The sequence below is a fragment of the Sporomusa rhizae genome (genome assembly GCF_041428845.1).
Taxonomy (GTDB): domain Bacteria; phylum Bacillota; class Negativicutes; order Sporomusales; family Sporomusaceae; genus Sporomusa; species Sporomusa rhizae.
Window position 1 is genome coordinate 4,602,761 of sequence record NZ_CP156925.1, and the last position, 26,599, is coordinate 4,629,359.

The window sequence follows — 26,599 nt, forward strand, 5'->3', positions numbered from 1 at the left end:
TTTCTAAAGATATATCTTGTTTTCTATTTGAGACCGCGTCTTACGGAAAGTTCGAGTCCTACCGGCGTACCAGCTAAATACAACAATAGCAAGGCTTCAGAAATTCTGAGCCTTGCTATTATTTTTAGTATGAGTCAAGGAACCGTCCCCTGACTCATGCGGTTTCATCGCTGGATTTTACCACATGCATTCCTGCGGCGGCAAAACCTTGTAAAGCTTCCCGGGCAATTTGGGGGAAGTCCACAACACCGGGAATTGCCGGAACAGGACTCATACAATCCTCAAGAATGTAGAATTTTGAAAGGAATTCTCTGGGGTTAGACAGATTCTGTTGCGCATAAAAGATCAGGTCTTCAATCGTTGCTTTTACGCAGTGGCTGGATGCTTGCCCCGCTATGTATATCTTTTCTCTGCTTAATAGACTCGCCAGCAATTTGTCATTATACTGGCCAAGCGAATATTGTTTGCCTTCAATAGTTACCGCTCTTACTTCTTCTCCAATTGCACTGTAACACTCAGAAAACTCCCGTAACCCTTTGCGGTGAAACTTGGGGTCGTTTTCCCATAACAAGGAATGATATACAGCCAACTCGGTAAGCGCCGGCACTACAGCCCCGCCCACCGAACCATCGTCGGTATGATACTCCCATATTGTTAAATTGTACTTGCCGGTACTTTCAAGCTGACGAAGATATTCGCGAACTATCTCCTCCGACAAAGCCGGAATCCACCTGCCATGTACGACATCAGCATACGATATTACGGTATATGGTTCAGGATGATTCCCCTGGCTGTCCCGCCAAAACAGAGGGAAAAAAATTTGTACATACAGGTGGGTATCCAGGGTGAAGTCCAGGTATTTGATTTTCTCGATATTCCTGTACAAAAATTCAACCAGCCGGGTGTTATCCTCAACCGCCCCCGGAACAAATAAACTTCCGCCCGGTAAACAAAAGTCGGCTTGCGCATCAATAATCAGAATCGATGTTTGATTGCCGGCAGCATCCGCTTTAAAGTCATTTTTCCTTTCTTTAACAGCTTCCCGGATTACCGCTTTACGCGGCATATACAAAGTTCCTACCATAGAAGGGTCATAAAACTTCGGCAAAGTCATATAAACTCTCTCCTTATTCAGCTTCAAGAAGTTTGCTTTCTGTAATTACACTGGTTCTAGTTCCGGATTTTCGCAGGCACACCGTCCGGTTTTAGAAAAGTTTTGCCAGTTGCCATTGATTTTCACTCTGACAATATCAGCAGTAAAATCGTTATTGGTTTCCTGGGAATTCTCAATCAAAGAACTTCCTACACCGTACACGTCTACCGGTACATCCTGCTCTTCGAATTCACGGATCTTAGCGGCGTTAAAACCACCGGTCACGAAGATTTTTACGTCTTGGCAGTATTGCTTCGCAAGCTCCTCGTACTCGGCCGGAACGTTCCACTCCAAATAGGCTTTATCGATCCCTTCCCGCAGGTTCCAAACCAATTTAGGCGACACCCCCATATCCAGCGCCTTATTGCCTGTAGGAACAATGGACTTATCTCTCATGGTTGCCGATGTGTCCGGACGAACGCCGAGTAGTTTGTAACGCAGCGCTTCTTCGGTTTTTCCGTCTTTATAGAGTTCAATATACGTATCCCATAACCGCTTCATAACCTTCTTGGATTCACCCACACAGTCGTTGTGAAAATCCACTAACGCAATTCTATTAATGGACGGGTCTAACAGCCGCGCAAACTGGTACATTGCTTCCGCGGTATCACCAAGGAAACTCGCGATGGTTGAGTGCGAAATTGTCCCGATACCGCTGCCTTCCCAATAAGCTCCGCCGCTGTCGGTGGAAACGAAAGTACCTTTCTTCTTACCATATTTCTTGTTATAAGCCTCGATGGCCAGCGAATACGCGTAGCCATGCAAGGCTTGTATCTTATAAGGGGTAAAGCGGGCCGGGAAAAACAATACATCTTTATTTCGGGCCGCAACCAAAGTATTAAACACGTTCGTAGCAATTCTTGTTGGTTCCGCCAATGCGCCAAGCATAACCGTCTCCAGCTTGGCAAAATAGCGATGATTGCCTCTGATTTTAATTACCGGTTGCACTTCCAGCGGATTCCCATCATAAAAAACGAACGTTCCGTCCTGTACCGCTTCCACTTCTAACTCACCGTATGTATTAACAAACTGCCCGCTTTTATCATAATACCCTGTACATTGCTTCAGGATTGCCAGCGCCTCATCCACGCCGGCTACTACACTAAAGGGGCGGCGTCTGGTGAAGAACTGCATTTCAACCTGTAAGTCGCCAATGCGAGTGGTTGAACAGTCGACATCTTTCAGATCGCTTTCCCCCTGGAATTGATAGCCTTCGTCAGCAAGCAATTCCAGCATTATAACGTTATTGCAAAAATATTTATCAGAATACCACCCCTGCCGGATACGTTCCGCGTCTATTTGGAATAACCCTTCGGGAAGTCTCCGGTTATTGAATATGCTCATAACGATTCTCCCTTCTTATTTAGCAATTAGCCCAATTCATCTTTCTCGCTAACAGCGGATAAAATGCTTCTTCGTTCACTCGCACTAAATTAGTAGTAAACTTTGCTTTTCTTACAATTACTTCATCACCTATGTCCAAGTCCATATCCATTTGCCCGTCTACCGATAATAATAGTTTGCTGTGATAAGCTTCCGCGACTATTTTTATTTCTTTATTATTGCAGGCAACGAGGGGACGCGCGGTAAGCAGATGGCTGGAAATCGGCGTAACAATGTTGACATCGGTATCGGGCGGGATAATCGGCCCGCCACAGGAAAGAGAGTAACCGGTAGAACCTGTTGCGGTAGAAATAATGATTCCGTCTGCAGGAAAGTTTCCCACATATTCTTCCCCGATAAATAACTGAAGCCTGACTAATTTCGCGATGGCACCCTTTATAACTACATCATTCAGCGCCGTACAGCAGGCAATTTCTGCGTTGTTTCTTCTAACGACGGGTTCAATGCGGCACCGCTGGTCGATTTTGTACTGTCCATGTGCGATTTTAAGGATAGCTTGTCTAAGCTTTAAGAAACTTTCTTTTTCTTTGCAGCAATCAAATTCGATATTTGTTAAAAACCCTAGATGCCCAAGATTAATTCCCAAAATTGGAATTTCCTTAACCTGTCTTGCAGCAGCCAGCATTGTGCCATCGCCGCCGATAGAAATAATCATATCCACTTCCGGAATGCCGTTGTCAGGATAAAAAGGAACGGCCGCAGCGCCAACTGAATCTATACAGGCCATCATTTTTTCAATAAAAGCTTCAGCAAGCGGTTTATAGGGACTCCGTATAATTCCGAATCTCATAGAAATCACCAAATGTTGTCCCGGGACCATTCGGGATTATACCGATAAAGTTTCCCATGACGATATTGCCCTTCTTTACGTTTTTGATTCGTCTCAATAACCATGTTTTTAATCGTGCGGGTACGAAAATTGGAATCATTCAATTTTTTACCAAGAATCACTTCGTACACCTTTTGTATTTCGCCAAGAGTAAATAGTTCCGGCATCAAATTAAAGGCAATATTCGTATATTCCGTTTTGTTACGCAGTCTCTCCAGTGCATAATACAGAATTTGCGCATGATCGAAGGCAATCGGCGATTCCTGGAATTCCAATTCGGTTTTCACAATAGAGCCATCAATCATTCTTTTTACGATTACCTTACTGTTAAAGGCATGAGCGGTGTTGGATAAATGCAGTTCATAAAGATATTCCATTGCAAATCCGTTTATTTTAGGCTTTTCTGTTTTGCTAATCAGTTTTGCTTCGATTGTGAACCACTGGGCATCTTCAGCATCATCCCCGGCTTGAATATTGAGCTTTTCACTGTCCACCAGCGCCATGTAGGATACACTTACCGACCGGTTCTGAGGGTCTTCCTCGGCCCGTGGATCACGGTCATGCTTGCCCCAGGTATACAATTGCTCGATATAAACATTGTCAATATTAGTTTCTTCTTTGAGTTCACGGTAGGCCGCAGTATGGACATCTTCGTTGTTTTCTACCGCTCCGCCGGGCAACGCCCACTTGCCCTGTTCGGCTGACGATTTTCGTTTTATTAATAAAACTTGTAATTTAAGTTCCGGAGTTTTGCGGGGATTATCAATACTTTCATCCCTGACGGTAAATAACACGATGTCGGCAGCAACTTTCATATTATGGCGAGCGTTAAATTCTGCTTTTGTCATTTGCTCCATCTTACTTATCCCCCTTAGTCGTATAGTGTAATGGGCGGTCTTGCTTTATGGCCGCCTTTATTATATAGCTCATAAATACGGTTGAAGGTTTTATCGTCTATATCCTTCCCGGTCAAGAAGTCTTCAATCGCTTGATAGGTTATGCCCAGTTCCTCTTCGTCCGGTCTGGCCGGGATACCGTCAAGTAAATCCGGGGTCGGACTTTTCGTACAAATTTTTTCAGGATAGCCCGGAAAGGCTCTTAGCATAGCTCTGCCCTGAAATTTAGTCAAACCGAACAGCGGTAAAATATCGGCCGCGCCGTCGCCGAATTTTGTAAAGAAGCGAGTTAGGTTTTCTGATGCGTGGTCGGTGCCGATAACTGCCATATTGCGTTGCCCGGCGACGGCATACTGCACTGTCATGCGAATCCTTGCTTTAACATTACCTTTATGGTAATCGGTTAATATTGTACCTGCTGCCAGCGCATAAGTAGAACAGAGGGCATCCACCGTGGGTTTGATGTCAAAATGTATAACTTCATCCGGTTTAATAAAATCAAGGGCAAGCTCCACATCGTCGGCATCTACTTGCGTTCCATAGGGCAATTTCATGGCAATAAATGTACCCCCGGCTTTTTTTACTGCTGCTTGCGCTAATTTACCCGCAAGGGTGGAGTCCTGGCCGCCTGAAATACCTAATACCAAGCCTCTTAAGCCACTGGTTTTTAGAAAGTTGCAGAGAAAATCGATTCTCCTACCAACTTCCTCTGCCGGTTCAATTACCGGTTTTACTTTTAACTCCGCAATAATCTGATTTTGGATGTTTTTATTCAGCATTTTCTCACTCCCTAGCCGCAAAATTATATGATATATACCTGGTTTTCTCGTATGTATTGATAAACTGCTTCCGGCAGTAGATATCTTGGGTCACCGCCGAATTCAAATTCTTCCCGAATATAGCTTGAACTGATTTCATTTACAATTCCCTTCCCCATCAGGATAAATTGCTGTTCATATCGCCGCAGGAGTACACTCCCTGCGATTACTTTGTACATATTGATGTCATTTCGTTCCATTACAATGAAACGATTATTTTTTATTAATTCTTCGCTGTATTTCCAGTCAGGTATTTCTTGTAATAAATCGGCTCCCATGATAAAAAACACTTCGTCATTGGAGTACAGTTTTTTAAAATATTCCATGGTGTAGTAGGTATAATACGTTCCTACATTTGCTTTCATTTCATAATCGCTGTACTCGAATTTTTCATTGCCGTCAATCGCTAATTTTAACATTTCGATACGGTGAAAATCCTGCGTGGTTATGCTTTTATCCATTCGTTTATTGGAGGACGGAAGGAAAATAACCTTATCCAGTTTTTGCCGGTGGGCTACCGTATTTGCTGTCCAAAGATGGCCGTTAGTAATTGGATTGAACGAAGAACCATAGATTCCTATTTTCATATTTCATCCTCCCTATGTTCAAAATGAAAATTTCTTTCTACCCTTTACGATTATCTTTCATCCTATTGATATATTCATATTGAATATATCAATATTGTTGTTCTTATCATACAGAACAGAAGAGCGAATGTCAAGGTGTTTTTTTCCATGATTGAGGTTTTCCCAAATAAAAAAATAAGGGCAAGCTTATCGCTTGCCCTACACTAGTTTGCTTGAAAAGGACTATACAATGAATCAATTTCAATCAATCATATTTTAAATACACCACGGCTTCCTGCCATGGTACATACTTGGACGCTTGTTCTTAAAGTGGCAGAAACTAAAGAAATGTTAAGGTAAATTCAACTTTACACCATTCACAATTGTCATATCGCACCCTTGTTCTATTGTCTGCATCAATCTGCTGCAGAACAGTTTAGGGCTGTTACTGAATGCATCTGCCGTAGACCCTGCTAAATGCGGCGTTATTGTTATATTATCCAAATGCAGAATTTCATCATCTTCCGGTATTGGCTCAGCATCAAATACATCTAATGCAGCCCCCTGAATCCGTTTTTCTTTTAACGCTTGCACAAGACTCTGTTGGTCAACCAACCCTGAACGGGCAGTATTAATAAGCACTGCATTGGGTTTCATCAGCGCTATTTCTTTTTGGGAGATCAAGTGGTGTGTATCTTCTGTATATCTGGCATGTATAGAAATAATATCCGACTGCCGCATCACTGCTTCTAAGCTTTGCATTTCAATACCTTCAGCATTAGCAACATAAGGATCATAGGCAATAAGTCTGCAGCCAAAAGCCTTTAAATAGCCTGCCACGAGCTGCCCGATATGCCCCACCCCAACAAGTCCGACAGTTTTGTCTAACAGTTCCGGGATGCCCGCACTATTGGGAAACTCCTTTAGCCATACCTTATTTTTCAAGGCTGTATGAGATCTGGCAATATTTCGGATTTCAGAGAACATTAGTGCTACTGTAAATTCTGCTACTGCTCTGGCATTTCTGCCAGGCGTATTTGCCACGGCTATATTTTTGCTTGCAGCATATTTGACATCAATATTCTCGGTACCACCTCTTAATACCCCAATTAGTTTCAAATTTGTAGCCCGCGCCAGTATTTTTTGGGAAAGCGGGGTAAATTGAACGATAACAATATCATATTGGTGAATATCCGAAAACAGGTCGTCAGGCATAACGACGGCTTCGGGCCCCTGCTGTTCAATAAGTAAGTTATCCATCTGTAATGCTTCTAGATTTTGATGTTTCCATTGCCGTACAGTCACGTCATATCCGGCCTTTTCCAATTGCCATAGACCTGCTTTCATAACGCTTTCCGGTATATAAGTATCGCCAACAGCTAGTATCTTCATAAAATCTCCTCCTAGGTATACTGCAAAAGCTATTATTTTTAGACTTTGTTGTTTGACATACACATATCAATTTTTTCCATAACCGCTTTTCTGATTGCATCTTTCACCGGCTGGAACAATTCATTGGGTAAGGGATCAACCCGTTTTTGACTTTCTATGGCCTTTTTTACTCCTGCAAGCATGGCAATTCTAAGATCAGCGTAAATGTTTACTTTGGTAATACCATTGATAATAGCATCTTTTACCTGATCTTCCGGCGTGCCTGACCCACCGTGCAGCACCAGTGGCACCGTACTCAACTTATTGATGGCTTTCAGTCTTGGAATATTCAAGTTAGGCGTACTAACATAAACCCCATGTGCTGTCCCGATGGACACGGCTAACGCATCCACATTTGTTTTTTGTACGAAGTCCTGGACCTCATTTTCATCTGTAAGCATTTCTTTGCCTGCACCGACACTGCCATCAAGTTCATTGCCGGCAACATGACCCAATTCTGCCTCTACCGCAACCCCGTGACTATGTGCCAATTCTACAACCCGCTTTGTGTTAGCAACGTTTTCGGCAAAAGGCAGCATGGAACCATCATACATGACCGAGGTAAACCCGTAGTCAATTGCTTCTTTTATCAAATCGAATTCCAGAGCATGGTCCAGGTGTAAGGCAATGGGGATATCATAGTGATCCGTTACCCCACGGACAATTGAGCTAATATAGGCAAAACCTTTGCCTTTCAAATCATGTTCAAGAGCCATTAAAATAACTGGCGATTTCATTTCCTGACATGTATCCAATATCGGCCGGATCATTACATCTTCTGTGCAATCGAAAGCAGGCACTGCATAATGTCCAGCCCGTGCTTTTCTTAAGATTTCATTTATTGTAGTTAACATTGAACATTCCTCCTGTTTAGCGCATTAACATTCCGCCGGTGGCGTCGATTGTAGCACCGGTAATATAGCTGGCGGCATCTGATACCATAAAAGCAGCGATCTTGGCAATATCCTCAGGCTGTGCCACCCTGCCAATGGGTATTCGTTTTAGATAGTAGTCAGGATTTGCCGCAAGAGCGGCTTTAGTCATATTTGTTTCGACAATTCCCAGGGCAATCGCATTTACATTGATACCGTGCGGGCCAACTTCCCGCGCGGCCGACACTGTGAAAGAGACCACACCGGCTTTACTTGCCGCATAGTGGGCATGCCCGGTTGTCGATCCATGAAAAGCTGCCTGGGAAGTAATGTTTAAGATCTTGCCGGTTTTTTTACTGGCTAATTTGTTCTTAATAAATAACTGGCTTAAAAGAAATACAGCAGTAAGATTTACTTCGACCGTCTTATTCCACTCATCCAATGGTATATCTTGAATCCAGTTGGACGGCCATAATCCGGCATTATTGATTAAGATATCAATACCACCAAATTTTTGTTCACCGGCGTGGAATAACTTTCTACAATTTTCTGCATCTGAAATATCAGCATCAATGGCTATAGCCTGGCTGCCAATCTGCTCAATCTCACTTACTACCGTTTGGGCATTCTGCGCATCCTTGAAATGCCCAATAACAATGTTGGCCCCCTCCTGCGCCAGTTCCAGGGCAATACTGCGGCCAACTCCCGAAGAAGCTCCGGTAATCAGGGCCGTTTTCCCACTCAGTTTTAAGTCCATAGCGTTCTCTCCCTTTTACTTGATAGTTCGCCAAAAGCTGCCTAATGCTTTAACAGCGTTGGAATAATGATGATACTTTTTCTCATATAACTCTTTTTTGCCGGCATCCGGGTAACAAATGTATTTAATAGTAACCATAGTTGCAGCCGCCGAGTCAAAAGACTCAAAATTTCTGGTAGCTACGCCTGCACAAATAGCTGCCCCCAAAGCTCCCAATTCTGTACAGGCCGTCACTTCAAGCGGTATCTGCAGGACATCGGCAAAAATCTGTACCCATTCTTTCGAATTGGCGGCTCCACCGGCAATCCGTATAGAACTTGGCCGGGGTCGATTAGCCAATAATTTGTCAATGTGGCTTTTGTGCGAAAATACCACGCCTTCGTATAAAGCCCGCAAGATATGAGCCTTGGTATGCCAGCCATTTATACCAAGAAAACAGGATTTGGCATCAGCATCGACATTGGTTCCGAAAAGAAAGGGCAGGAAAATCATTTCAGCATCGCCAGGCTCTACTGTACTGACAAGCTCATTGACATAATCATACACTGATTTACCTGCAGCCTTACACTGAATCTGGTCGCCGTCCAACAGGTTGGTAACAAGCCATTCCAGATTACTGGCCGAAGTTGCGCTGGCTTCGGTTGTCAGCCAATACCCCTCCATACAATATAGCGAAGTCATGAATAAATCCTCAGAGATAATCGGCTTTTTGGTAATGTACTCGTTTATACTCCAGGTCCCCGCAATGATACAAAGTTTATCTTCATCGATAATACCATTGGCAATGGCACACGCATCAATGTCGAATAACCCGCCTGCAACCGGAATCCCTGCTTCCATTCCGGTCTCTTTGGCGGCTTCCGGGCTGAGATAACCACAGATCTCCCCGGAATATTTCAGCGGTGGTAATTTGGTAATCATTTCAGCCAAACGGAATTCACTCAGCAACGCTTCGTCATACTTAACATCGCGAACATTCATCAGGTTTGTGCCTGACATATCCGTGATCTCAGCATAGGCCTCACCGGTAAGTTTATAGCGAATATAGTCCTTACACATAAAAATGTACTGCGTTTTCTCAAGTACATCCGGTTTGTTTCCTTTAAACCAGGCTAATAAGGCAACCGGCTGCCCCGGCCAAATAGACTGCATCGTTTTAGGCCGGATATTGTCGGCAGTTCCGTCTTTATACCAGGTTGCCACATAATCCTTGGCCCGGGTATCTGTCGAGATAATTCCGTTATAGACCGGTTGTCCGTCATAACCTACCAAGTACATTCCATTACCATGACCGGTCGTCGCAATACCGGCAATATCTTTAGCATCAATACCTGCCCGCTGAATTACGTCACGGATTACCCGCACATTTGCCAGCCACATTTCATTCATATCCCGTTCGGTAAATCCCGGCTGCGGCATTAATAACTCAGTCTTGGCACTGGCTACAGCTACCTCCCGCCCGCTTAAATCGTAAATAGCGGCCTTGGACATAGTTCCCCCGTTATCTATGCCTAACAAATACTTTTGGCTATTCATGCTCTCTCCCCCTAAAGTTTTGTACACTGTAGAAGATCCCCAGTAATCTTTTATCCAGACTCCATACCGCTAGCCAAAGATTTTAGTCAATATAATCAATATCCAGCCGATAGGCGTTGCATGGCCGCCAACCATGTTCACTATTTCAGTACTGTTCACGCCTTTAGGCATGGAAACATTGGCGATGTGTGCCGCCTCAGTGTAGTAGCTTGCACAATATGTTCCAGCGTATAAGACGATTATTAAAATGACAACGCCCGCCAGAAAAATTCGCAACATGTTGCGTCTACAGTACGGGGCCACCATGGGAATTAGAAACGCCAATGCCGATAAATCAACAAACGGTAAAACTTTGTTTCCGGGAAGCAGCAAGGCCAGTATCAGCGCCGCCGGAATCATTAACAAACCTGTTGCCAATACTGCCGGGTCACCGATAAGAAGTGCAGTATCCAATCCGATATAAAATTCTCTGTGCGGGAATCTCTTCTTCAAGGACGCTTCTGCCGCATCACGTACAGTAACTAAGCCCTCAACCAATACATTAATCATGGACGGCAGCAACACCATTACTGCTGCGATTTTTACAGCCAGCATTACAGTATCTTTGGTATCCCATCCTGCCAAAAATCCCAGTCCCAATCCCAATATCGTACCTAATGTTAGCGGTTCGCCCATAACACCAAATTTCTTCATAATCATATCCGGGTTAGCTTCGATACTGCGCAGACCGGGAATCTGTTCAATAACCCAGTTGACCGCTATACCCACGGGTACAAAGGCTGCCGACGTAGCGTGTGCAAAAGATATCCCTTTTAGGTCATACTCTTGTTGAATTTTTACGGCAGTTTTATCTGCAATAATAAGGATAATCAGAAAATGCACCAATGCGGCTGCCGTACCAATCATAACATTATGGGATATTGCATATACAACGCCACCTGTTAACAGGAAGTGCCAATAATTAAAAATATCAATGTTGACTGTTTTGGTAAGGTTAAAGCACAGCATGATAAGATTAATACCCAACCCGCCAAAGACTACAAAGGGAACAATGGGCGTTGCCCAGCCTATCGTTGCCCCAACAGGCCAGCCGGCATCCACCGCCGTCAAATTAAGCCCAAACTTTTTCACCATAGCTATTGTTGCAGGTCCTAAACTTTCCAGGAGCATCCCAATGACTAAGCCAATACCGGTAAAACCGATACCTACAAGCATACCGGCCTTGAAGGCCTTACCGAGTGTCACACCAAATAATAGCGCCAATAAGAAAAAGATAATTGGCATCATAATCGATGGCCCCAGGCTAATTACTGTTTGAATGAACTCCATACCAATTCCCCCTCAAATTTTATAGCTTGGGAAAAAACTGTCAGCCAACACCTCCTAATCAAGAAATGTTATCTAAATTCCTTTGGTACCGAAAGGAAAACAGATCACGCAAAAAAATAAAAAAACCTACTAAAAGAGATTGATATAACCTTCAATCTCTTTTAGTAGGATTCAAATTCACTATCCTACAATTCTATTTTGTTGTAAGCTTTAATTTCCATAAATCACGCGTACTACTCGTAACTCCGGAAAAACCAGCTTTGTAAAGCTCTTTAACCATGTCTTTGGTACTTACAAAACCGCCGGCAATCATTGGCACGTTTCTTACCTTTTTGATAGCATCAATAAATTGGGGTGCTATTGGTCCAGGTAAGATTTCAACAGCATCATTTTTGGTTGTTTGTAGTGATTTTAGCGTTGAATCAAATGATCGCGAATCCATTAGGAAAAAGCGTTGTACTGTCTTAAATCCTAACGACTTAGCAATATTAATCTTCATCGCATTGGAAGATAAAACTGCGTCAACATTATAAAATGACTTGAGCAGCTTCAGCCCGACTTGATCTGCCGAAAAACCGCCTATTAATTCAATATTAACAACTACTAATTTGTTACTGCTATGGCATTTTTCAACCATTACCTTAAGATTGCCAATATGTATTTCTGATAAAAATACGTATTTTGATTCCGCCGATAAAGCGTGCTCAAAATCTTTCATAGATCTAATAGATGGAATAATAATAAAATTATTACCTAACATAACAAAACTCCAATTATCTAGCTATAGGGCGACTTAAACATCTCTATTTTCCATCGTTGTTAATTATATCAAAATATATCAAATTGTCAATCTATAACTTTTGTATGCCTCTTCCACCCTCACCACCTGATCAATATAGGTAAATTGCGGCTGCGCCCCTTCCTCACGCGCTACAGCATACAAATATTGCTGGCCCCAATCGTTTATGAGTAAATACTCTTGCCCACCTTCCGTAATGAGCATGGTTAATTTGATTGGCCTAACTTCGGCACATTCAATTTCTTTATCCGCTATATGCAGCGTCACCATTATAAATACCTCTCCCTTTTACCTTACGGAGGCTCTATACCCTCCTGTAATAACCCATGAATGGGATTTTTACAGGAGGAAATTAAAAAGAATCACATACGCAGGATTATTCACCCTACACATGCGATTCTATCGTTTATTGCTACAGAATCATGATACAGGAAACACGCTAGCAGAACCCGTCAACGCGTCCCGCCAGACCGGTATCAAGATATATTTAAGCGAATAGTGCATGCAGTCGCTCAGCCCTTGCTTTATACGCCAACCTCAAACCTTATTTGCCAAAACTTGTAATCAAGATAGCAAGCAGGTATAATAAGATTGTCGTCGTGGACAGTTCGCTGTTGCGTGTAGGTGTTAGGGCACCTGCCCGTGCCTATAGGTGTTCCACCACCTATGGGACACGGCGACTTTACTTTTTAATTTCCACCTATTTTCAATAATAGTATTTTCTTACATCAATTGCAAGTAGATAAGGCAAAAAATATTAATTTGTTAGCAGGACACTTTTATTATTTTATTACAAGCTAAAAAACCTTAAAAGCTTTTATATGGTATAATCTCCATAGAAAACCACTTTGGAGATGATCTATTTAATGAAATATGCAGGTGTAAAACAAAGACTACTCTCTTTCTTACTTGATTGGCTACTATTAGGACCTCTTTGCATCCTACTATTAATACTCCTAAATTATTTTAAGCCAATAACCACTATCGATGTTATTGTATTTGTCCCTCTTTATATACTAATAGTTCCATGGCTTTATTTTGCTTTCTGTGAAAGTTCGCCCAGACAGGCGAGCATTGGAGAAAAGTTTATTGGCTTTAAGGTTACAACCGTGGAAGGAGCAAGACCTTCCTTTTTAAGAATTTCCGCACGAGTACTTCTTTGTACATTGATGACCTTCTTAACATGTTCACTCTATCTTCTTATTAACCTGTTTGTTATTCATTTATCAAAAAGACATCAGACTTCGCATGATATGATTACTAAATGTGTTTTTGTAATGAAAGAATAATTACATAGACTAAGCCCATCTACACCTAAGATACAGAGAGAGATTTTGCCCCCTTGTAGTAGACAGTTAAAATGATAAAACTGGCTGCCACAAGGGGGCATATCATTTTACGTCCGCTGATCTTGTTCTTTCACTATCAAGTTACCAGGAAAAGTTAACATCCTTTTCCCTTTCTACAGCGTGCTCACGGCCAATGGAATAAAGGGCCAGCAGTAGGGCATGAGTGTTACCGCCTGCTGCTTGTGGACATAGAAAAACGTCCCCCCCGAGGACGCTGAGTTAATAAAGAATTTAAGCTAAAATTGAGTTCCCATACCCTATGATTCAAATTCCTATCACTATCATAAGAATCAAGTAATGTAAGCTAACCCTAAGAAGAAGACTTGTATCAGCATACCAATGCCCATATATTTCAGAGGATTTTCCTTCACAAACAGCTTGGAATCTAACATTTTTTTAATTAAATTGTTAAATTGAACAAGCTGCTCGGGAGTGAATTCCTTCTTCAGAAAAAAATGGCCGGCACCATTACTACTTGTCATTAAATAAATCATCTTCTTGTTTTCTTTTACTTTGCATAATTCATCCCACCTAGTAATCGAATGGAAACTATCATCCATTGCTGTTAGTTCTATACCATCTTCTGTAATAGTAGTAACTTTCTCTTTTTGATAAAACTTGTTCGATTGAAAACTCTTCTTATTTGAGAATTTTAAATATAATTCATAACAACCCCATAATATAAGGGAAGTTATTACTCCACTCACGCTTCTAATAATGATGTTCAATAATATTGCAGAAATAAAAAAACCACAAAGTATATACCGCCCTCTTTTATTAGATAATCTCACCATTTCGAGAAAGTCCTGATATTCCAATTTTTCCTCTGTTAATTGAATCTGTTGTTCTCCCATATAGCCTCCGTAATAAAATACTCTGTTCCAATATTCTCCAAAAACAGTGCATTTCCCTTTATAAACAGCCGTTAACTGCAAGGAAGCACAGCTCAGCGACCCGGGGAAGCATTTATGTTTTGGGCATAAACATAGAGCCCGTAGCTCTTAATTATGTAACTTTAATATATAATTTCTTATAAGATAAATTTCGATATAATAAGCTTTCATTTAATAATTCTATCTTTTTCAGCAAAACCACGGCACTAATTTATGTAACAGTTTTGCAAGAAAGCGACTATAAGCCCCGTAAAGCCTGAAACTCCTGAATAATAAAGATCCTATTTCATATTTTTGTTTCTGATTTTCTCTGCAATAAAAAACACAGCACTGCTTAAAGCAGGCTGTGTTTTTTATACGTTCGGGCTATATGTAGGAAGTTGCTTTTCTGACACTGATGGAAGAATTATGGTAAGCGCTTCTCTCCCCCGAAAAGGACACAATACCGCGAGATCGTTTATAAGCTTATACCAGAGTAACTTCCTTTGTTTCTACTTCCATAGGGTGTAAGACAATTTGATATCCCACAGTAAGATCTAAAAAACCATTGCCTTCCTTCATCTTTTTATAACCCAGCGTACTCGTTCTTTTACATAGTTGCGCATATATTTCAACTTCGGTAAGGGTACGCTCAAAATCTTTTTCACACTGGTTAATGATTAGAGCCGCCGCACCGGCGACATGAGGAGTAGCCATGGATGTACCAGAAAGTTTCGCATATTTATTGCCTGGATATGTCGATATGATATCAACACCTGGGGCCACGACATCGACTTCATTATTCATAGTGCTGAAATACGCAAATTTTTTGTTCAGGTCTACTGCCCCTACGCCGACAACTTCATTATAAGCGCCTGGAAACTGTACTTCTTGTTTACCTGTATTTCCGGCTGCACAGACAACCAGAATACCGCAGTTTATCGCTCTAATGATAGCATCATGGAATTCCTGCGAACCTTGGGGACCGCCTAAGGACATCGAAATAATCCGTACTTTTTCTCCATTCGCCCCTTTCCAGTCAATAGCATACTGAATAGCATCTACAATGCCTTGAATACTTCCACTTCCATTCCCTTCTAAGACCTTGAGTATCAGCAGTTTCGCCTGTGGTGCCATGCCGAGAACTCCTTGATTGTTTTCCGAAGCAGCTATTGTTCCGGCAACATGCGTCCCATGTCCATTATTGTCATCAAAATTGTTCTCGTCGCCATTAAAGTCAGCAGTAAAATTGCGTCCACCAATTATTCGATCTTCGAGGTCGGGATGATCTTTTTGGCAACCCGTATCCAAGACAGCAATTACTACTCCACTTCCTTTCTTGCTTTCACTCCATACTTCTGGAGCTTTCATTAGTTTTACGCCTTCGGGAATTTCTGTAAATTGATCAATCACTTCTTTGATCTCGAAAGGTACCAGGCTCATTTCATTCATACTTGATTCCTCCCTCCTTTCTTAACTATATAATTATTTCTAATTTATTCCAATATTTTCCTGTAAATTTTTTTAAAAATTTTTAATTCAACTTCTCCGTCTTCCGTCCAATTTCAATACTGGAAGTGTCTATAACCATATATTTTGAAAACACTGGCGAGAGTAAAAAAAACACAACTTCTCATGATTATTCTTAGGCGAAAAAACACAGCACTGCTAGGCAGGCTGTGTTTTTATATTTCTTTTAGTGATAAGCGCAAAACACACTATTTTATTTACAAAAATCATCAATATACAACATGACAAATCGACACATTTTCATGTCACTTTACCATATAATTTTCTTATACGATAATATTCGATATAATTTATATTTCATATTTACATTTCTGATTTTTCACAGCAAAAAACAGAGCACTGTGCTGAGCAGCCTGTGTTTTTATGTCTGATCTTGTATCTCCCCACATCGAGGTGAAAAATGAAAATTATCGCTAATATTAGAAATCTAGATACAGGACCTTATAAAATTTACTATGACTTATTAATGTCATTCCTGGCAATGTCAATTGTGGCGTCACTTATTTTGCAGAGCAGGACAAATCTAACATCTGGCCAATTACTCATTCTAAACTACATTGATATTTTAATATGGGCAGTATTTTTAGTTGATTATATTGTTAGATTTATAGTATCGGAAAATAAAAAGCAATTTTTCCGCACCAACATTATAGACCTAGTTTCTATAATACCTTTTGACACTGCTTTTCAAGGACTAAGAGCTTTACGCCTCGCTAGAGTATTATACATGCTAAGAGTATTTATCTATTTAAATCGTGTATATAAGCGATTAAGTGCAATAGTAACCACTAATGACTTCCATCATGTTTTATGGTTTACTTTTTCAACAATTTTCTGCGGAGCTATAGCTATAGCATTTGTTGATGATATGGACATCGGAGATGCACTATGGTGGTCTTTTGTCACCACTACAACAGTTGGCTATGGAGATATTGCGCCCCATACGATTGGCGGACGTATCGTTGCAGTAGTTCTAATGATTGTTGGTATTGGTTTTTTAAGTATGTTAACTGGAACAGTAGCCACATTTTTTATTACCACTCAGGCGAAGTCCAGTTATAGTAGTGAAATCGTCAATCAAACCATTAACAAACTAAAAGATTTCGACTCCTTAACTATTGATGATATAAATAATATTCATTCTGTATTACTAACGTTGAAACAAAACGAACGTAAGTAAAGATTTGCTTTGCAAATACTTGGCGCTGGATATATACTTTGTAAGATCTGTAAAACACGATGGGAGAATTAAAATGGCTGCGATTAAATTAAAGTTCAAATTATTGAATGATACACTTGGTGTCTGCAAACTGGATTCTAGCGAAGATGTCCCCCGTTGGGCCTATCAAGGCGAGTTTTTCTCTATTACGAAGACTTCAGATGAGCTTTCGATAGTATGCTCAGAATCAGGTATACCTAAAGATGCCGTATGTGAAAGAAGTTGGCGAGCACTAAAGATCGTGGGAATACTAGATTTTAGCTTAATAGGCATATTGTCTATAGTTTCTTTTGTACTAGCCAAAGCCGGCGTTAGTATTTTTGCCATTTCAACGTATAATACGGATTATATTTTAGTAAAAGAAAAAGACCTCGCAAATGCTTTGCAGACCCTTCGTTCTGAGGGGTTTGAAATTGAAACTGATTAATTTGGGTGCTAACTTCGATAGTTACTGTGGATAAGCATTTTTCTTGGACCAAACCTTGCCCATCATAGATTTTGACCGTATATCACTGGCTGCCTATGGCGGCATGCTGTAGGTCGCCAGTTTTAGCAACACTGTCAATTTGGTCCAGATCAGTTTATTGAACTTGGTCCGTTTTCTTCAGCAGCGGATACGTGACGTACTCTGGTTCCAAAGATTGAAGGAAGCACATGGGAGTATGTTAGAAATAGGATTTTAACTTATGTATTTGTTGAATGAGTGATATCAATAAAAGGGTCTTCCAGTAAGAAAACTGCAATAATAAAGATACCAAGAAGAATCATTGCATCGGAAGTAGTCGTTTCGGCATCTCCGGTACCATTAGACAAGCAGCTGTCAAATGCTAAATGAGGCTTTATAGGAATGTCTTCCATATCTGCTGATGCTGGCCTTGTTTGAGTTTGATTCGTCGATGTTGTAACTTCTAAAGGAGTTCGCCAATCAAAAAATTTAGAACCGACGTTCAATGAAAAAAAACCTTGTTGTTTATTTAGAGTGACTGAAATAATATTTGCTTCTCCAGAGAGCAATAGAAGAGCAGTAAAGACTTCCAATCCACGGCTATTTATCTCTTCAAACACTCAATCACCGCATTCCTTCCGATAGTCCTTATCTATAATATGGATTATTAATTCAGTATGATTATATTTCAATAATGATACAAATTAGGTAGTACTAAATAGCTCTCCCTATCTGGCTCGCACCAGCCACATTCCGTTCACCAGAACCAACAGTGCTACTCTAGCATGCAACCAGCACTGCCAGCCTGATGAGTCAAGGAACCGTCCGAAACCACTGAAAAAGTCCATTTTTTTCGGAAAGACAGACCTACAAACCCTTATTCCGCCGTGCTCAAGTTTACAAAAACGCAACTTTTTCAGCAGTCTCAAACCATCCCGACTTATCTTTAACACCAAAAGCTTTTGGGTCAATATCAATACATATCTACCCATGTTTCTCCTCCTAAGGCGCTGACCAGTGTCCATTTTTTAGCATTGCATCTTGTTCTGGAGTTGCAGTACAATTTTGCCTTGCAGTTATAGCTTCTTGCCATTTCCATCGTGGCGTCCACTCATTATTTCAGTTAGAATTTCTTCGGAGTCTTCTGGCTCCTTCTCCAGGTAAGGTTCTAGTAACAACCCAAGTATTACCTTGTTCTTCTGGTACACCTAGTCATATCCAGTTTTACCTTACTCTTTAAGTAGCTGAAGAAGGAATTTCTATTGGACTTGATTTTGCCAATTGCTCAACTGTACTCGACCCCTTAAGCCTAAAACTGTCAGGCTACTACCATCATTACTATATTAGTAAAAAGCCAACAGACTTTAACATCTGTTGGCATGTTGGTTCATTTTAAAAGTCTCTCCGTTTATTTCTACACCATCTTGTACCCAACTATCAAATATAGGTCTTCGTGTTGCTCTTAAAGCCGGGTCCCATTTGCATTAGGAAATCTTTGATGAATCACCCGCCACGCTAACATTACTCGGTCCCTGTTTAATCGTTGTTTCAGTTTGTATAGTTTTAGATGCCGTATTAGCTCCAGTTTCAGCAATCCCTGATCCCGTTTCACTTGCTGGTACTCGTAATAAATCCCCCACTTTTTTTACACTAAATGCAAGTACACTCTTAAATCCGTATACTAGGGTTGCATCTTGCAGTTGCTTGTAGTAGTTAGATTGAATTTCTGCATTAGTACTATCAATCGATCTGGATACGGAATTTCATATTGAACAGCTTTCCCATTCATTTCTTGTAGGAGTTAATAGTTCTCCTCATCTTAGTTCTTTTTTTATTCCCGCACACCAGCCGCATTCCGTTCAGTGTAACTAACAGTGTAACTCCGGTAGCGCCCGCACTGCCAGCCACAGGGTGTCACAGGCAGATTCATTGTCCCTCCTTAGCGAGTACCGTCCCCTTGCTTCTTTTCGATCCCCTAACTTACTCTTAGATTGTTTAATATTTAGCATCCAGATAGGTCATATATAGCGTCCAATAATTTTCCTTATGTGATCCTAAAACCACTTCTAAATTATCTTTTTTATATGCATAAAACATATCTCCTGGTCTTGAATAAGAGTACGGTACTTTTTCCCATCCCTTCTTTTCAAACTCTTGATCATAATATTTTTTCACTTCATCATCGCTGATAGGATACGTATACTTGCTAGAAACCCATCGCTTAATAATTTTTCGTCCAACTTCATACGAAATTAATTTAGTTCCTTCGGGGTGCTGGATGGCTTGATTTTCGGCAACAATCCTTACTTCGCGTGATTTACCATCCTCGTTATTCCAAACCAAATATCCAGCAATAAATAGTACCAAAAATCCAAGTAAGAAAATCATCCCTCTGTTCATATTTACACCCCCGTTCTTACTAATCATTGATATTAAACAGATAATGAGTTTTGGCTAGAGTGCCACCTACACCAGCGTTTGCAACCACGCCAACCTCGCCATACCACGTGCCACTAGGGGACCAAGAAACCCCTCCTTGAACCCCTCCTTGGAAACTAAAGCCAATGGACAATCCTTCCATTGCATCTTGCATCTTTTTTGCATCATAACTTTTTCCATCTTTCTTTAACACTATCCCAACCGTTTCTCCTGCTGAAATAGGCAATATGGATCCACCGACTCCAGCTCCTGTAACTTCAAAGACGTTTCCTGTTCCATCAATGATATATCCAACCCTTCCCACAATTCCTTCCCCAAAGTCAACTGCATAGCATTTATATTCGTTAGGCTTAAGACCGCCCGTCCCTACGCATTTAAATATTTTCTTCAGCCCTGGATTAAATACTCTGTCTATCCATTCGTCCGGAATAATTGCACCTAACACTGGTCCTAACAGTACTTTGGGCACATCTGCATTATATTTTGTTCCAGAGAGGGCTACATTTCCTGCATTAGCTGCATTTCCATCTGTTAAACCACCTACTGCTCCACCAATAACAAGACTCGCCCACTGGTTAAGAGCTGGATTTTTTTCTTCCCATGCTCCTAACCCTTTCTGTAAAGCTTCATTTATTCCTGCAGAAGTCGCTCCAGCACCAAAGCTATTGCCTGATAAGCTGGACATCATGCCCCCGACAAGAGCATGTAAGGCTATCTTACTTGTTCCACCTTGACCCCACTCAGATAGAATACTACTTGCTTCTTGGCGAAGTACTGCAATCTGCGGATTATTAGGGTCTATTTTTTCAAGCATTGCTGCCTCATAGTTCTTTTTACCAGCTTCCATCTGGTGTTTCCTTGCTATTTCCCCTACAGCTTCATAAGCCATCTGACCAAACAAACTTGCTAACTCTTGCTTTTCTTGAACGGTCTTCTTATCGAATATCTTCGCCAGAGCATTAACTGAGTCTTTTGGGTCACGACTAAGTCCACTAATATCTTGGTTAGGATTACTGCGAATTTCAATAGTTCCAGGAGATATTGCTGATTTTGTTATACTATCTGCATCACCTTTTACAGTTGGAGTAATGGATGGCGTAATTCCTTTAGCTATGCCTGAACCTTGCTCTCCTCGTTTAGAAGAGTAATTAAGTCCATAACCAGATGCCTCATACTTTGCCTTATTGTGCAAATCCTGCCATGCCAGCGTACCGGTACTAATCTTATTCTTATCCGGCGTAGCGTCACTGGCAATGACACCACCCTTCAGGTCGGTAACCTTTTCTACTTTGATATCGAAACCATCTTTTCCTGCGAATATGCCTGCTTGATCAACTACACTAGTGTAACTGGAGTTCATCTTTTCTGCATTTGTAGATCCAGTTACATTGGATGTACCTACTTTTTTCGTTAGATCATCTTTGCTTGGTTTGAATCCTGTTGTTGCGTTGATTCCTTTACTTTTTGTTTCCGATTTGTAGGTTTCACTGTCCTGCTTGCTCTCGATGTTGAGATTATCGCCAACGTTGACTTCTACTTTGTTACCTTTGACTTGAGAACCGATGATGTTGGTATCGTTCCCCGATTTTAGAGATACGGTACCGCTTACATTGACTACGCTTTCGGTATTGGTAATGGATGCTTGGTTTTCCTTGCCTTTACTGGAGTTGAATCCAGCGTTGAATCCGCCGAAGGATCCCGATCCTAGGCCGAAAGTTGCGCCGACGGATGCGGAGGATGAACTTGTCTTGGTGTCGGTATTCGAAACATTTTGAGCAGACTCTATGTTGAGATTTTTTACTGCGTCGATTGTGATATTGGTCGCATTAATATTTGTAGCCTTAAGGTTAACGTCGCCAGCAGTGGATTTGATGGTAACGTTGCCGCCTGCTGATACGTTTGAGGCATTCACTGTTTCTACATGGGTGTTCTGCACCATGGTTGTTTTAGCTGTGCCAAGGCTGACATTAATGGAGAAGGCTTTGTCTATGCTATCTTTTAGACTATTACCGGCTTTTGTGGCTGCGTCTTGATCGAGTTTACTATTAGTTAGCTTACTTTTATCTATCGCCTTGTTAAAATCATCCTTGAGTTTCCCAAGTTCATCAAAGGTTTTATCGATTTTTTTATAGTCCTCGTATGCCTTCTTGAGGTGAAGAACTTGTAACCGGTTGTCCTCTACTTCTCCGGAACGGTCCAAATGATTGGCCATACTGAGACCGGATTCAATTACTGTACCACCCAAAGACACGGTAAGTCCGCTTTTTTTGTATTCAAATTTGTACTGGCTGTCGTAGGTGTTGATGGTGTTGTCAATGGTTACTTCTTTGCCGGTGATGTTGGTGTCTTTGCCACTGACAAAGGTTGTGCCTTCGCTTTTTACTTTGTTACCGGCGGTGACGGTGACATTGCCGTTGATGGAACCAACCGTGCTGCCGATTTCGTCTTTTACTTGTTCGTTTAGGGTTGTTGTTGTGCTTTGTGAGCCGATGGTGAAGCCTAAGCCGCCACCACCAAATAGACCGGATTTTTTGACGCGTTTGTAGTGTTCTTCTTTGCCGGTTTCTTGGGCGGAGGTAAGGGTTACGTCGTTGGCGGCTTGCAGTTTAACGTCGTTTGTGGCGACAACGGTGCCGGCTTTGACGGTAAGGTTGTTGCCGGAATTGATGTCGACTTGGTCTCCGGAGATGGTGCTGCCTTTGACTTGGTTCGTCAGGGAATAGTCGAGAGTATCTGTGGTTTTCGAGGAAAAGAAACCACTTTTCTTTTTATGGGTCTGCACCAGTGATTCGTGTTTTTCTTTGACCTCTTGAATTGTTACGTCTTTATCTGCCTTGATGGCAATTTTACCGTCATCACTGGTGACGTTGCTGCCGGCAATGGTGATATTGCCTTTATTAGGTTCTTTGTTGTCGTTAGATTGAACAGTTGCGATATTGACGTTGCCACCGGCATGGAGGTTGCTGCCGATGACTGTTTCATCGTCAGTACGGGTGCGTTTCCAATTGCTGCTTGAGCCTGTTTTTTCATCTTGCAGTATTTCATTTTTTACTGCAGTAATGTTGACATTGCCGTTGGCAGTAATGTTAAGTTCTTTACTAGCATTCAAGTCAGCTCCGCTCAGGTTAGTATCTTGCTTACTTGACATGCCGATGTTTTCACCAGCTGTGATGCTGCTGATTACATTACTCGTTGTTTCTTTATGGTACGAGTTCGTTTTAAACCAGCTGCGACTTTTAGTGTCTACTAATTCTTCATCTTTTACTGCGTTAATATTAATGTTACCTTCGGTAGACGTGAGTGTAACATTTTTACCTGCTGCTACTTTAGCACCACTTAGATTAGTGTCCTGCTTACTTTTTAATGCTATATTATCTCCGGCAGTGATGCTGCTGGCTATATTTGTGGTGGTTTCTTGAAGATAATTTTTCCCGGTATTTATATCGCCGGTAGCCACTGCCCCTATTTCTAGATTGCGTCCAGCGTCGATGGTTACGTTGTTGCCTGCCGATAGCTTGCCACCAATAATTTTTACATCTTGTTTGGCGTTAACGGTTAAATTGCCGGTAGCGGTAATTTCGGCGGTTTGTCCGGCCATTGTTCTGATTTCGTTGCCTGATTCAAAATGATCTCCTGTTTTGGCAACAAAGGTTGTTGTTTCATTCTTGATATCGCGGCCAGCTACCAGGTTGATGTTTCCACCGGTTATTTTACCGTTCTGATTGAGAATGTCCTGGTCTGCCGTTATGCTGACGTTTTCACCAGCGATGATAGCTCCGTTATCTCTTAGGCTGCTGGTTTGATTCGGGGCCAGGTAGACGACGGGAACCAGTACCTTTTGGCCCTGTACTTCTTGTTCTACCATCCAAACCATGTTGGAAGTGAGCTGCGCCATTTGTTCCGGGGTTAGGGCAATACCGACCTGCAGGTTGAACTTTTTCGCAAAGGTCGTTCCGTTATCCATTAGGGCTTTATATTCTTCATTGTTGGAAGAATATTCGCCGAGAAATTGCCTGCCGGTTAACTGGCTAACCTGCTCGCGAATGAGTTTCTGCTGGTAGAAGGCGTCCCCGACCAGCTTCATGGTTTTAGAGGGATCCAAGCCGAGGTTTTTCAGCATATAGTCACTGGAAATAAAGGTTTGGTAATTAGCGAACCTAGGGTCTGTTTCTACTAAGTAACGGCTGCCCGGTTCGGTGTGAATGGTATAAAGGCCATTGGAAGGCAGGATTATGCTCATGCTGTTTTTGTTAACTATGTTAGATACACTGCCAGTCGTCCCTGCCTGTCCTATCGGTGTTGCAGTGGTGTTTACTAGAACTGTTTGGATTTTGGAGACATCGGATTGTTGCGTAGTTTTTAGGGTTGAAGTATTGCCTCCGGTAATGTTTGCAGGGTTATTAGTAATGTTAGTTACGCTGGGGCCATTGATGATTACTTGCTGTTTGCCTTCAAAGATTGCAGTAGTACTAGGCAGTTGTTCGTAGGTTGTTTCGTCGCGAAGGTCAGCTATATAAACCTGTTTAGAATTGTCGTGAAGATCATCGTAAGCGCGCATAAAGCTATCTGCCAAATGACGAGTAGTTATTCTTACCCGTCCCTGAGAAATATTATTTAACGTTCCACTTGAATCCAGCTTACCAGCAGCAATAACTATACTACTGTTATTGTTCACGGTATCAGAACGTAGCGTTATATTTCTACCAGCAGTAATTTTTCCTTCAGGTGAATTCTGGGTAAAATCAGTTTCCGTAACGGTTTGTCCTAACATCCATATTTTAGCTTCACGCTTTATAGGGAACTTAGGATTAGTAACTATTTTAGCACCTACCAGAATTGCTGTGTTAGTATCAAGTATATTTTGACGATATGCCGTTCTATACTCTTCACCACCACCAGAACCACCATATGTCCCCCACCAGCCTATATCGCCAATACGAATCTTAGAATAAGTTACATCCGAAATAATCCTCTGCCCTACCTCGATTACCCTTCTCGTATTCGTAATATCCTTAGCAGATATAGCAATATTACCATCAGCCTCAATCTTGGCTGACTGATTAAGTACCGAACCACTTCTATCTACCGGTTGTCCTTGTGTATCCCGCTTGTCACTACCAGCTATCGTAATATTACCTACGCTGTAGATAGTAGCGCCGTCTTTATTTTCCAGTGCGGTTTTGGCATTAAGGTTCATCTCGGTAGTTGTAGCCAGCATGGCCGCATCGCCGGTATTTTTGATAATGTCGGCGTTCATGGTTAGGTTCTTTGCCATAACGGTTCCGGTATTGTTGATGTTTTGTGCTTGTACATCTACCAAGTTGCTGTCAAGTTTGCCACCGTTGTTGACATCATTTGTTGCCGATATTTTTAACTGCTTATTGGCAGATATAACAGCACCTGTATTGTTATTAACCGTTGCGGCGGTCAGTTTGACATCATTTACGGCAGCAATGTTGCCTTTGTTTGTCGCTGTCCCGGTTACTTGAATATTGACGTCCCTGTTAGCCTGTACTTGGCCGTTTTCCTGGGTATAGCCGCCACTTACGTTGATGTTGACATCCCGTCCGGCCGTTGTTGTTCCGTTTATTAGGTTCTGAGCGGTAAGGTTAACATCAGTGGTGGCGGTCAGGGTACCGCCTGTGCTGTTAATTGTATTTGCCTGGACGGTTAATTCTCCACCGGCGTTGATTGTGCCACCGGTGTTATTTAGTGTTGTGTTGGTTTGGTTAAGGTTGATATTTTTCTGGGATACCATTTTGCCCTTGGTGTTATCCAGTCCCTGACTGGTGGTGACGGTAAGGTCGCCTTGCGCCAGAACTTGTCCGTTTTGGCTGGTTAGATTTTCCGCGGTAATGGTTACATCCCCGTTACCACCAATTACACCGTTAGAGTTTTGGATAGTTTGGTCAATGGCAATGATGGCACCACTGTTGTCAAGGCTTAGCAAGCTGCCTGTCTGGTTATCCAGGGTTTGGGCTTTTACTGTTAGGCCTTTTTCCGCCTGGATTAAGCCTTGTTGGTTGTTGGTGATTGCCCGGGAGGTAATGTTTATGGTGTCACCAGCAAGGGTCCCCTGACTGTTTACAAAGGAAGGCGCATGTACGGTAAGTTGCTTTTTGGCTACAATGGTACCTTTTGTGTTGTCTAGCGCCTGAGCTTGAACAGTTTGCTGGCCGTTGGTAGCGATGCTGCCGCTGGTGTTGGTCAGGGTATTGGCAGCCTGTATTACCAGCTCGCCTGTTCCCGCGTGTTGGATTTGACCGTTGGTGTTGGTGAGGGTGCCGGTTTCCACGGTGAAATTATCGGCATTGCTTGCAATGGTGCCATCGGTATTGTCGATGGCAGTTGCCGC

Annotated in this window: 22 protein-coding genes; 3 read left to right on the forward strand and 19 right to left on the reverse strand. The window is 41.9% G+C overall.

Annotated elements, in window-relative coordinates; translation table 11 throughout:
• Window positions 1-154 precede the first annotated feature (154 nt).
• The 13 genes from SRRS_RS21635 to SRRS_RS21695 all read right to left on the reverse strand — a co-directional run bounded on the left by SRRS_RS21635 (window position 155) and on the right by SRRS_RS21695 (window position 12,660).
• The gene (locus tag SRRS_RS21635; protein WP_371363450.1) at window positions 155-1,114 is read right to left on the reverse strand and encodes a hypothetical protein; all 960 of its coding nucleotides are present in this window, start codon (window positions 1,112-1,114) and stop codon (window positions 155-157) included.
• A gap of 45 nt (window positions 1,115-1,159) precedes the next feature.
• Entirely contained in the window at window positions 1,160-2,497 is a 1,338-nt protein-coding gene (locus tag SRRS_RS21640) for a nicotinate phosphoribosyltransferase (RefSeq protein ID WP_371363452.1), read from the reverse strand.
• A gap of 19 nt (window positions 2,498-2,516) precedes the next feature.
• Window positions 2,517-3,347, reverse strand: a complete 831-nt coding sequence (locus SRRS_RS21645; RefSeq protein ID WP_371363453.1) for an NAD(+)/NADH kinase — start codon at window positions 3,345-3,347, stop codon at window positions 2,517-2,519.
• A 5-nt stretch (window positions 3,348-3,352) separates the two neighbouring features.
• A complete protein-coding gene (locus tag SRRS_RS21650; protein ID WP_371363454.1) occupies window positions 3,353-4,243 on the reverse strand; it encodes an NUDIX domain-containing protein in 891 nt (296 codons plus the stop codon).
• A 14-nt stretch (window positions 4,244-4,257) separates the two neighbouring features.
• Window positions 4,258-5,061: an ammonia-dependent NAD(+) synthetase gene (gene nadE, locus SRRS_RS21655; RefSeq protein ID WP_371363455.1), complete on the reverse strand. Its 804-nt coding sequence runs from the start codon at window positions 5,059-5,061 to the stop codon at window positions 4,258-4,260.
• 23 nt (window positions 5,062-5,084) lie between these two features.
• On the reverse strand, window positions 5,085-5,687 hold the full coding sequence (nadD, locus tag SRRS_RS21660; protein ID WP_371363457.1) for a nicotinate (nicotinamide) nucleotide adenylyltransferase: 603 nt from the start codon (window positions 5,685-5,687) through the stop codon (window positions 5,085-5,087).
• A gap of 330 nt (window positions 5,688-6,017) precedes the next feature.
• Complete coding sequence (locus SRRS_RS21665) at window positions 6,018-7,058, reverse strand: 2-hydroxyacid dehydrogenase (RefSeq protein ID WP_371363458.1); 1,041 nt, start codon at window positions 7,056-7,058, stop codon at window positions 6,018-6,020.
• A gap of 38 nt (window positions 7,059-7,096) precedes the next feature.
• The gene (locus tag SRRS_RS21670) at window positions 7,097-7,951 is read right to left on the reverse strand and encodes a ketose-bisphosphate aldolase (protein WP_371363460.1); all 855 of its coding nucleotides are present in this window, start codon (window positions 7,949-7,951) and stop codon (window positions 7,097-7,099) included.
• 16 nt (window positions 7,952-7,967) lie between these two features.
• On the reverse strand, window positions 7,968-8,726 hold the full coding sequence (locus SRRS_RS21675) for an SDR family NAD(P)-dependent oxidoreductase (RefSeq protein ID WP_371363461.1): 759 nt from the start codon (window positions 8,724-8,726) through the stop codon (window positions 7,968-7,970).
• Between the two features lie 15 nt (window positions 8,727-8,741).
• Complete coding sequence (locus SRRS_RS21680) at window positions 8,742-10,262, reverse strand: FGGY-family carbohydrate kinase (protein ID WP_371363463.1); 1,521 nt, start codon at window positions 10,260-10,262, stop codon at window positions 8,742-8,744.
• 69 nt (window positions 10,263-10,331) lie between these two features.
• A complete protein-coding gene (locus tag SRRS_RS21685; RefSeq protein ID WP_371363464.1) occupies window positions 10,332-11,591 on the reverse strand; it encodes a PTS transporter subunit IIC in 1,260 nt (419 codons plus the stop codon).
• 193 nt (window positions 11,592-11,784) lie between these two features.
• On the reverse strand, window positions 11,785-12,351 hold the full coding sequence (locus tag SRRS_RS21690) for a glycerol-3-phosphate responsive antiterminator (RefSeq protein WP_371363465.1): 567 nt from the start codon (window positions 12,349-12,351) through the stop codon (window positions 11,785-11,787).
• Between the two features lie 78 nt (window positions 12,352-12,429).
• A complete protein-coding gene (locus SRRS_RS21695) occupies window positions 12,430-12,660 on the reverse strand; it encodes a hypothetical protein (protein WP_371363466.1) in 231 nt (76 codons plus the stop codon).
• Window positions 12,661-13,256: 596 nt separating this feature from the next.
• Between SRRS_RS21695 and SRRS_RS21700 the strand changes: the two genes are divergently transcribed.
• Window positions 13,257-13,679, forward strand: a complete 423-nt coding sequence (locus SRRS_RS21700) for an RDD family protein (protein WP_371363468.1) — start codon at window positions 13,257-13,259, stop codon at window positions 13,677-13,679.
• A gap of 350 nt (window positions 13,680-14,029) precedes the next feature.
• On the opposite strand, the gene SRRS_RS21705 is transcribed toward SRRS_RS21700, so the two are convergent.
• Together SRRS_RS21705 and SRRS_RS21710 are read right to left on the reverse strand one after the other, a co-directional pair.
• Entirely contained in the window at window positions 14,030-14,593 is a 564-nt protein-coding gene (locus tag SRRS_RS21705; protein WP_371363469.1) for a YcxB family protein, read from the reverse strand.
• Window positions 14,594-15,097: 504 nt separating this feature from the next.
• Window positions 15,098-16,063 (reverse strand): S8 family peptidase, encoded by a 966-nt coding sequence (locus SRRS_RS21710; RefSeq protein ID WP_371363470.1) that lies wholly within the window; start codon window positions 16,061-16,063, stop codon window positions 15,098-15,100.
• Between the two features lie 478 nt (window positions 16,064-16,541).
• Here SRRS_RS21710 and SRRS_RS21715 point away from each other — a divergent pair, with 478 nt between their 5' ends.
• Both SRRS_RS21715 and SRRS_RS21720 read left to right on the forward strand, forming a co-directional pair.
• Window positions 16,542-17,321, forward strand: coding sequence for a potassium channel family protein (locus tag SRRS_RS21715; RefSeq protein ID WP_371363471.1), 780 nt, complete (start codon window positions 16,542-16,544; stop codon window positions 17,319-17,321).
• A gap of 73 nt (window positions 17,322-17,394) precedes the next feature.
• A complete protein-coding gene (locus SRRS_RS21720) occupies window positions 17,395-17,787 on the forward strand; it encodes an ACT domain-containing protein (RefSeq protein ID WP_371363472.1) in 393 nt (130 codons plus the stop codon).
• A gap of 257 nt (window positions 17,788-18,044) precedes the next feature.
• Here the strand turns inward: SRRS_RS21720 and SRRS_RS21725 are convergent, their stop codons facing one another.
• From SRRS_RS21725 to SRRS_RS21740, 4 genes are all read right to left on the reverse strand, one after another.
• Entirely contained in the window at window positions 18,045-18,425 is a 381-nt protein-coding gene (locus SRRS_RS21725; protein ID WP_371363473.1) for a hypothetical protein, read from the reverse strand.
• Between the two features lie 108 nt (window positions 18,426-18,533).
• Window positions 18,534-18,797 (reverse strand): hypothetical protein, encoded by a 264-nt coding sequence (locus SRRS_RS21730; protein ID WP_371363474.1) that lies wholly within the window; start codon window positions 18,795-18,797, stop codon window positions 18,534-18,536.
• 1,003 nt (window positions 18,798-19,800) lie between these two features.
• Window positions 19,801-20,205, reverse strand: a complete 405-nt coding sequence (locus tag SRRS_RS21735; RefSeq protein ID WP_371363475.1) for a hypothetical protein — start codon at window positions 20,203-20,205, stop codon at window positions 19,801-19,803.
• 19 nt (window positions 20,206-20,224) lie between these two features.
• Window positions 20,225-26,539 carry a hemagglutinin repeat-containing protein gene (locus SRRS_RS21740; protein WP_371363476.1) on the reverse strand — a complete coding sequence of 2,105 codons (6,315 nt, stop codon included), beginning with the start codon at window positions 26,537-26,539 and terminating at the stop codon, window positions 20,225-20,227.
• Between the last annotated feature and the right edge of the window lie 60 nt (window positions 26,540-26,599).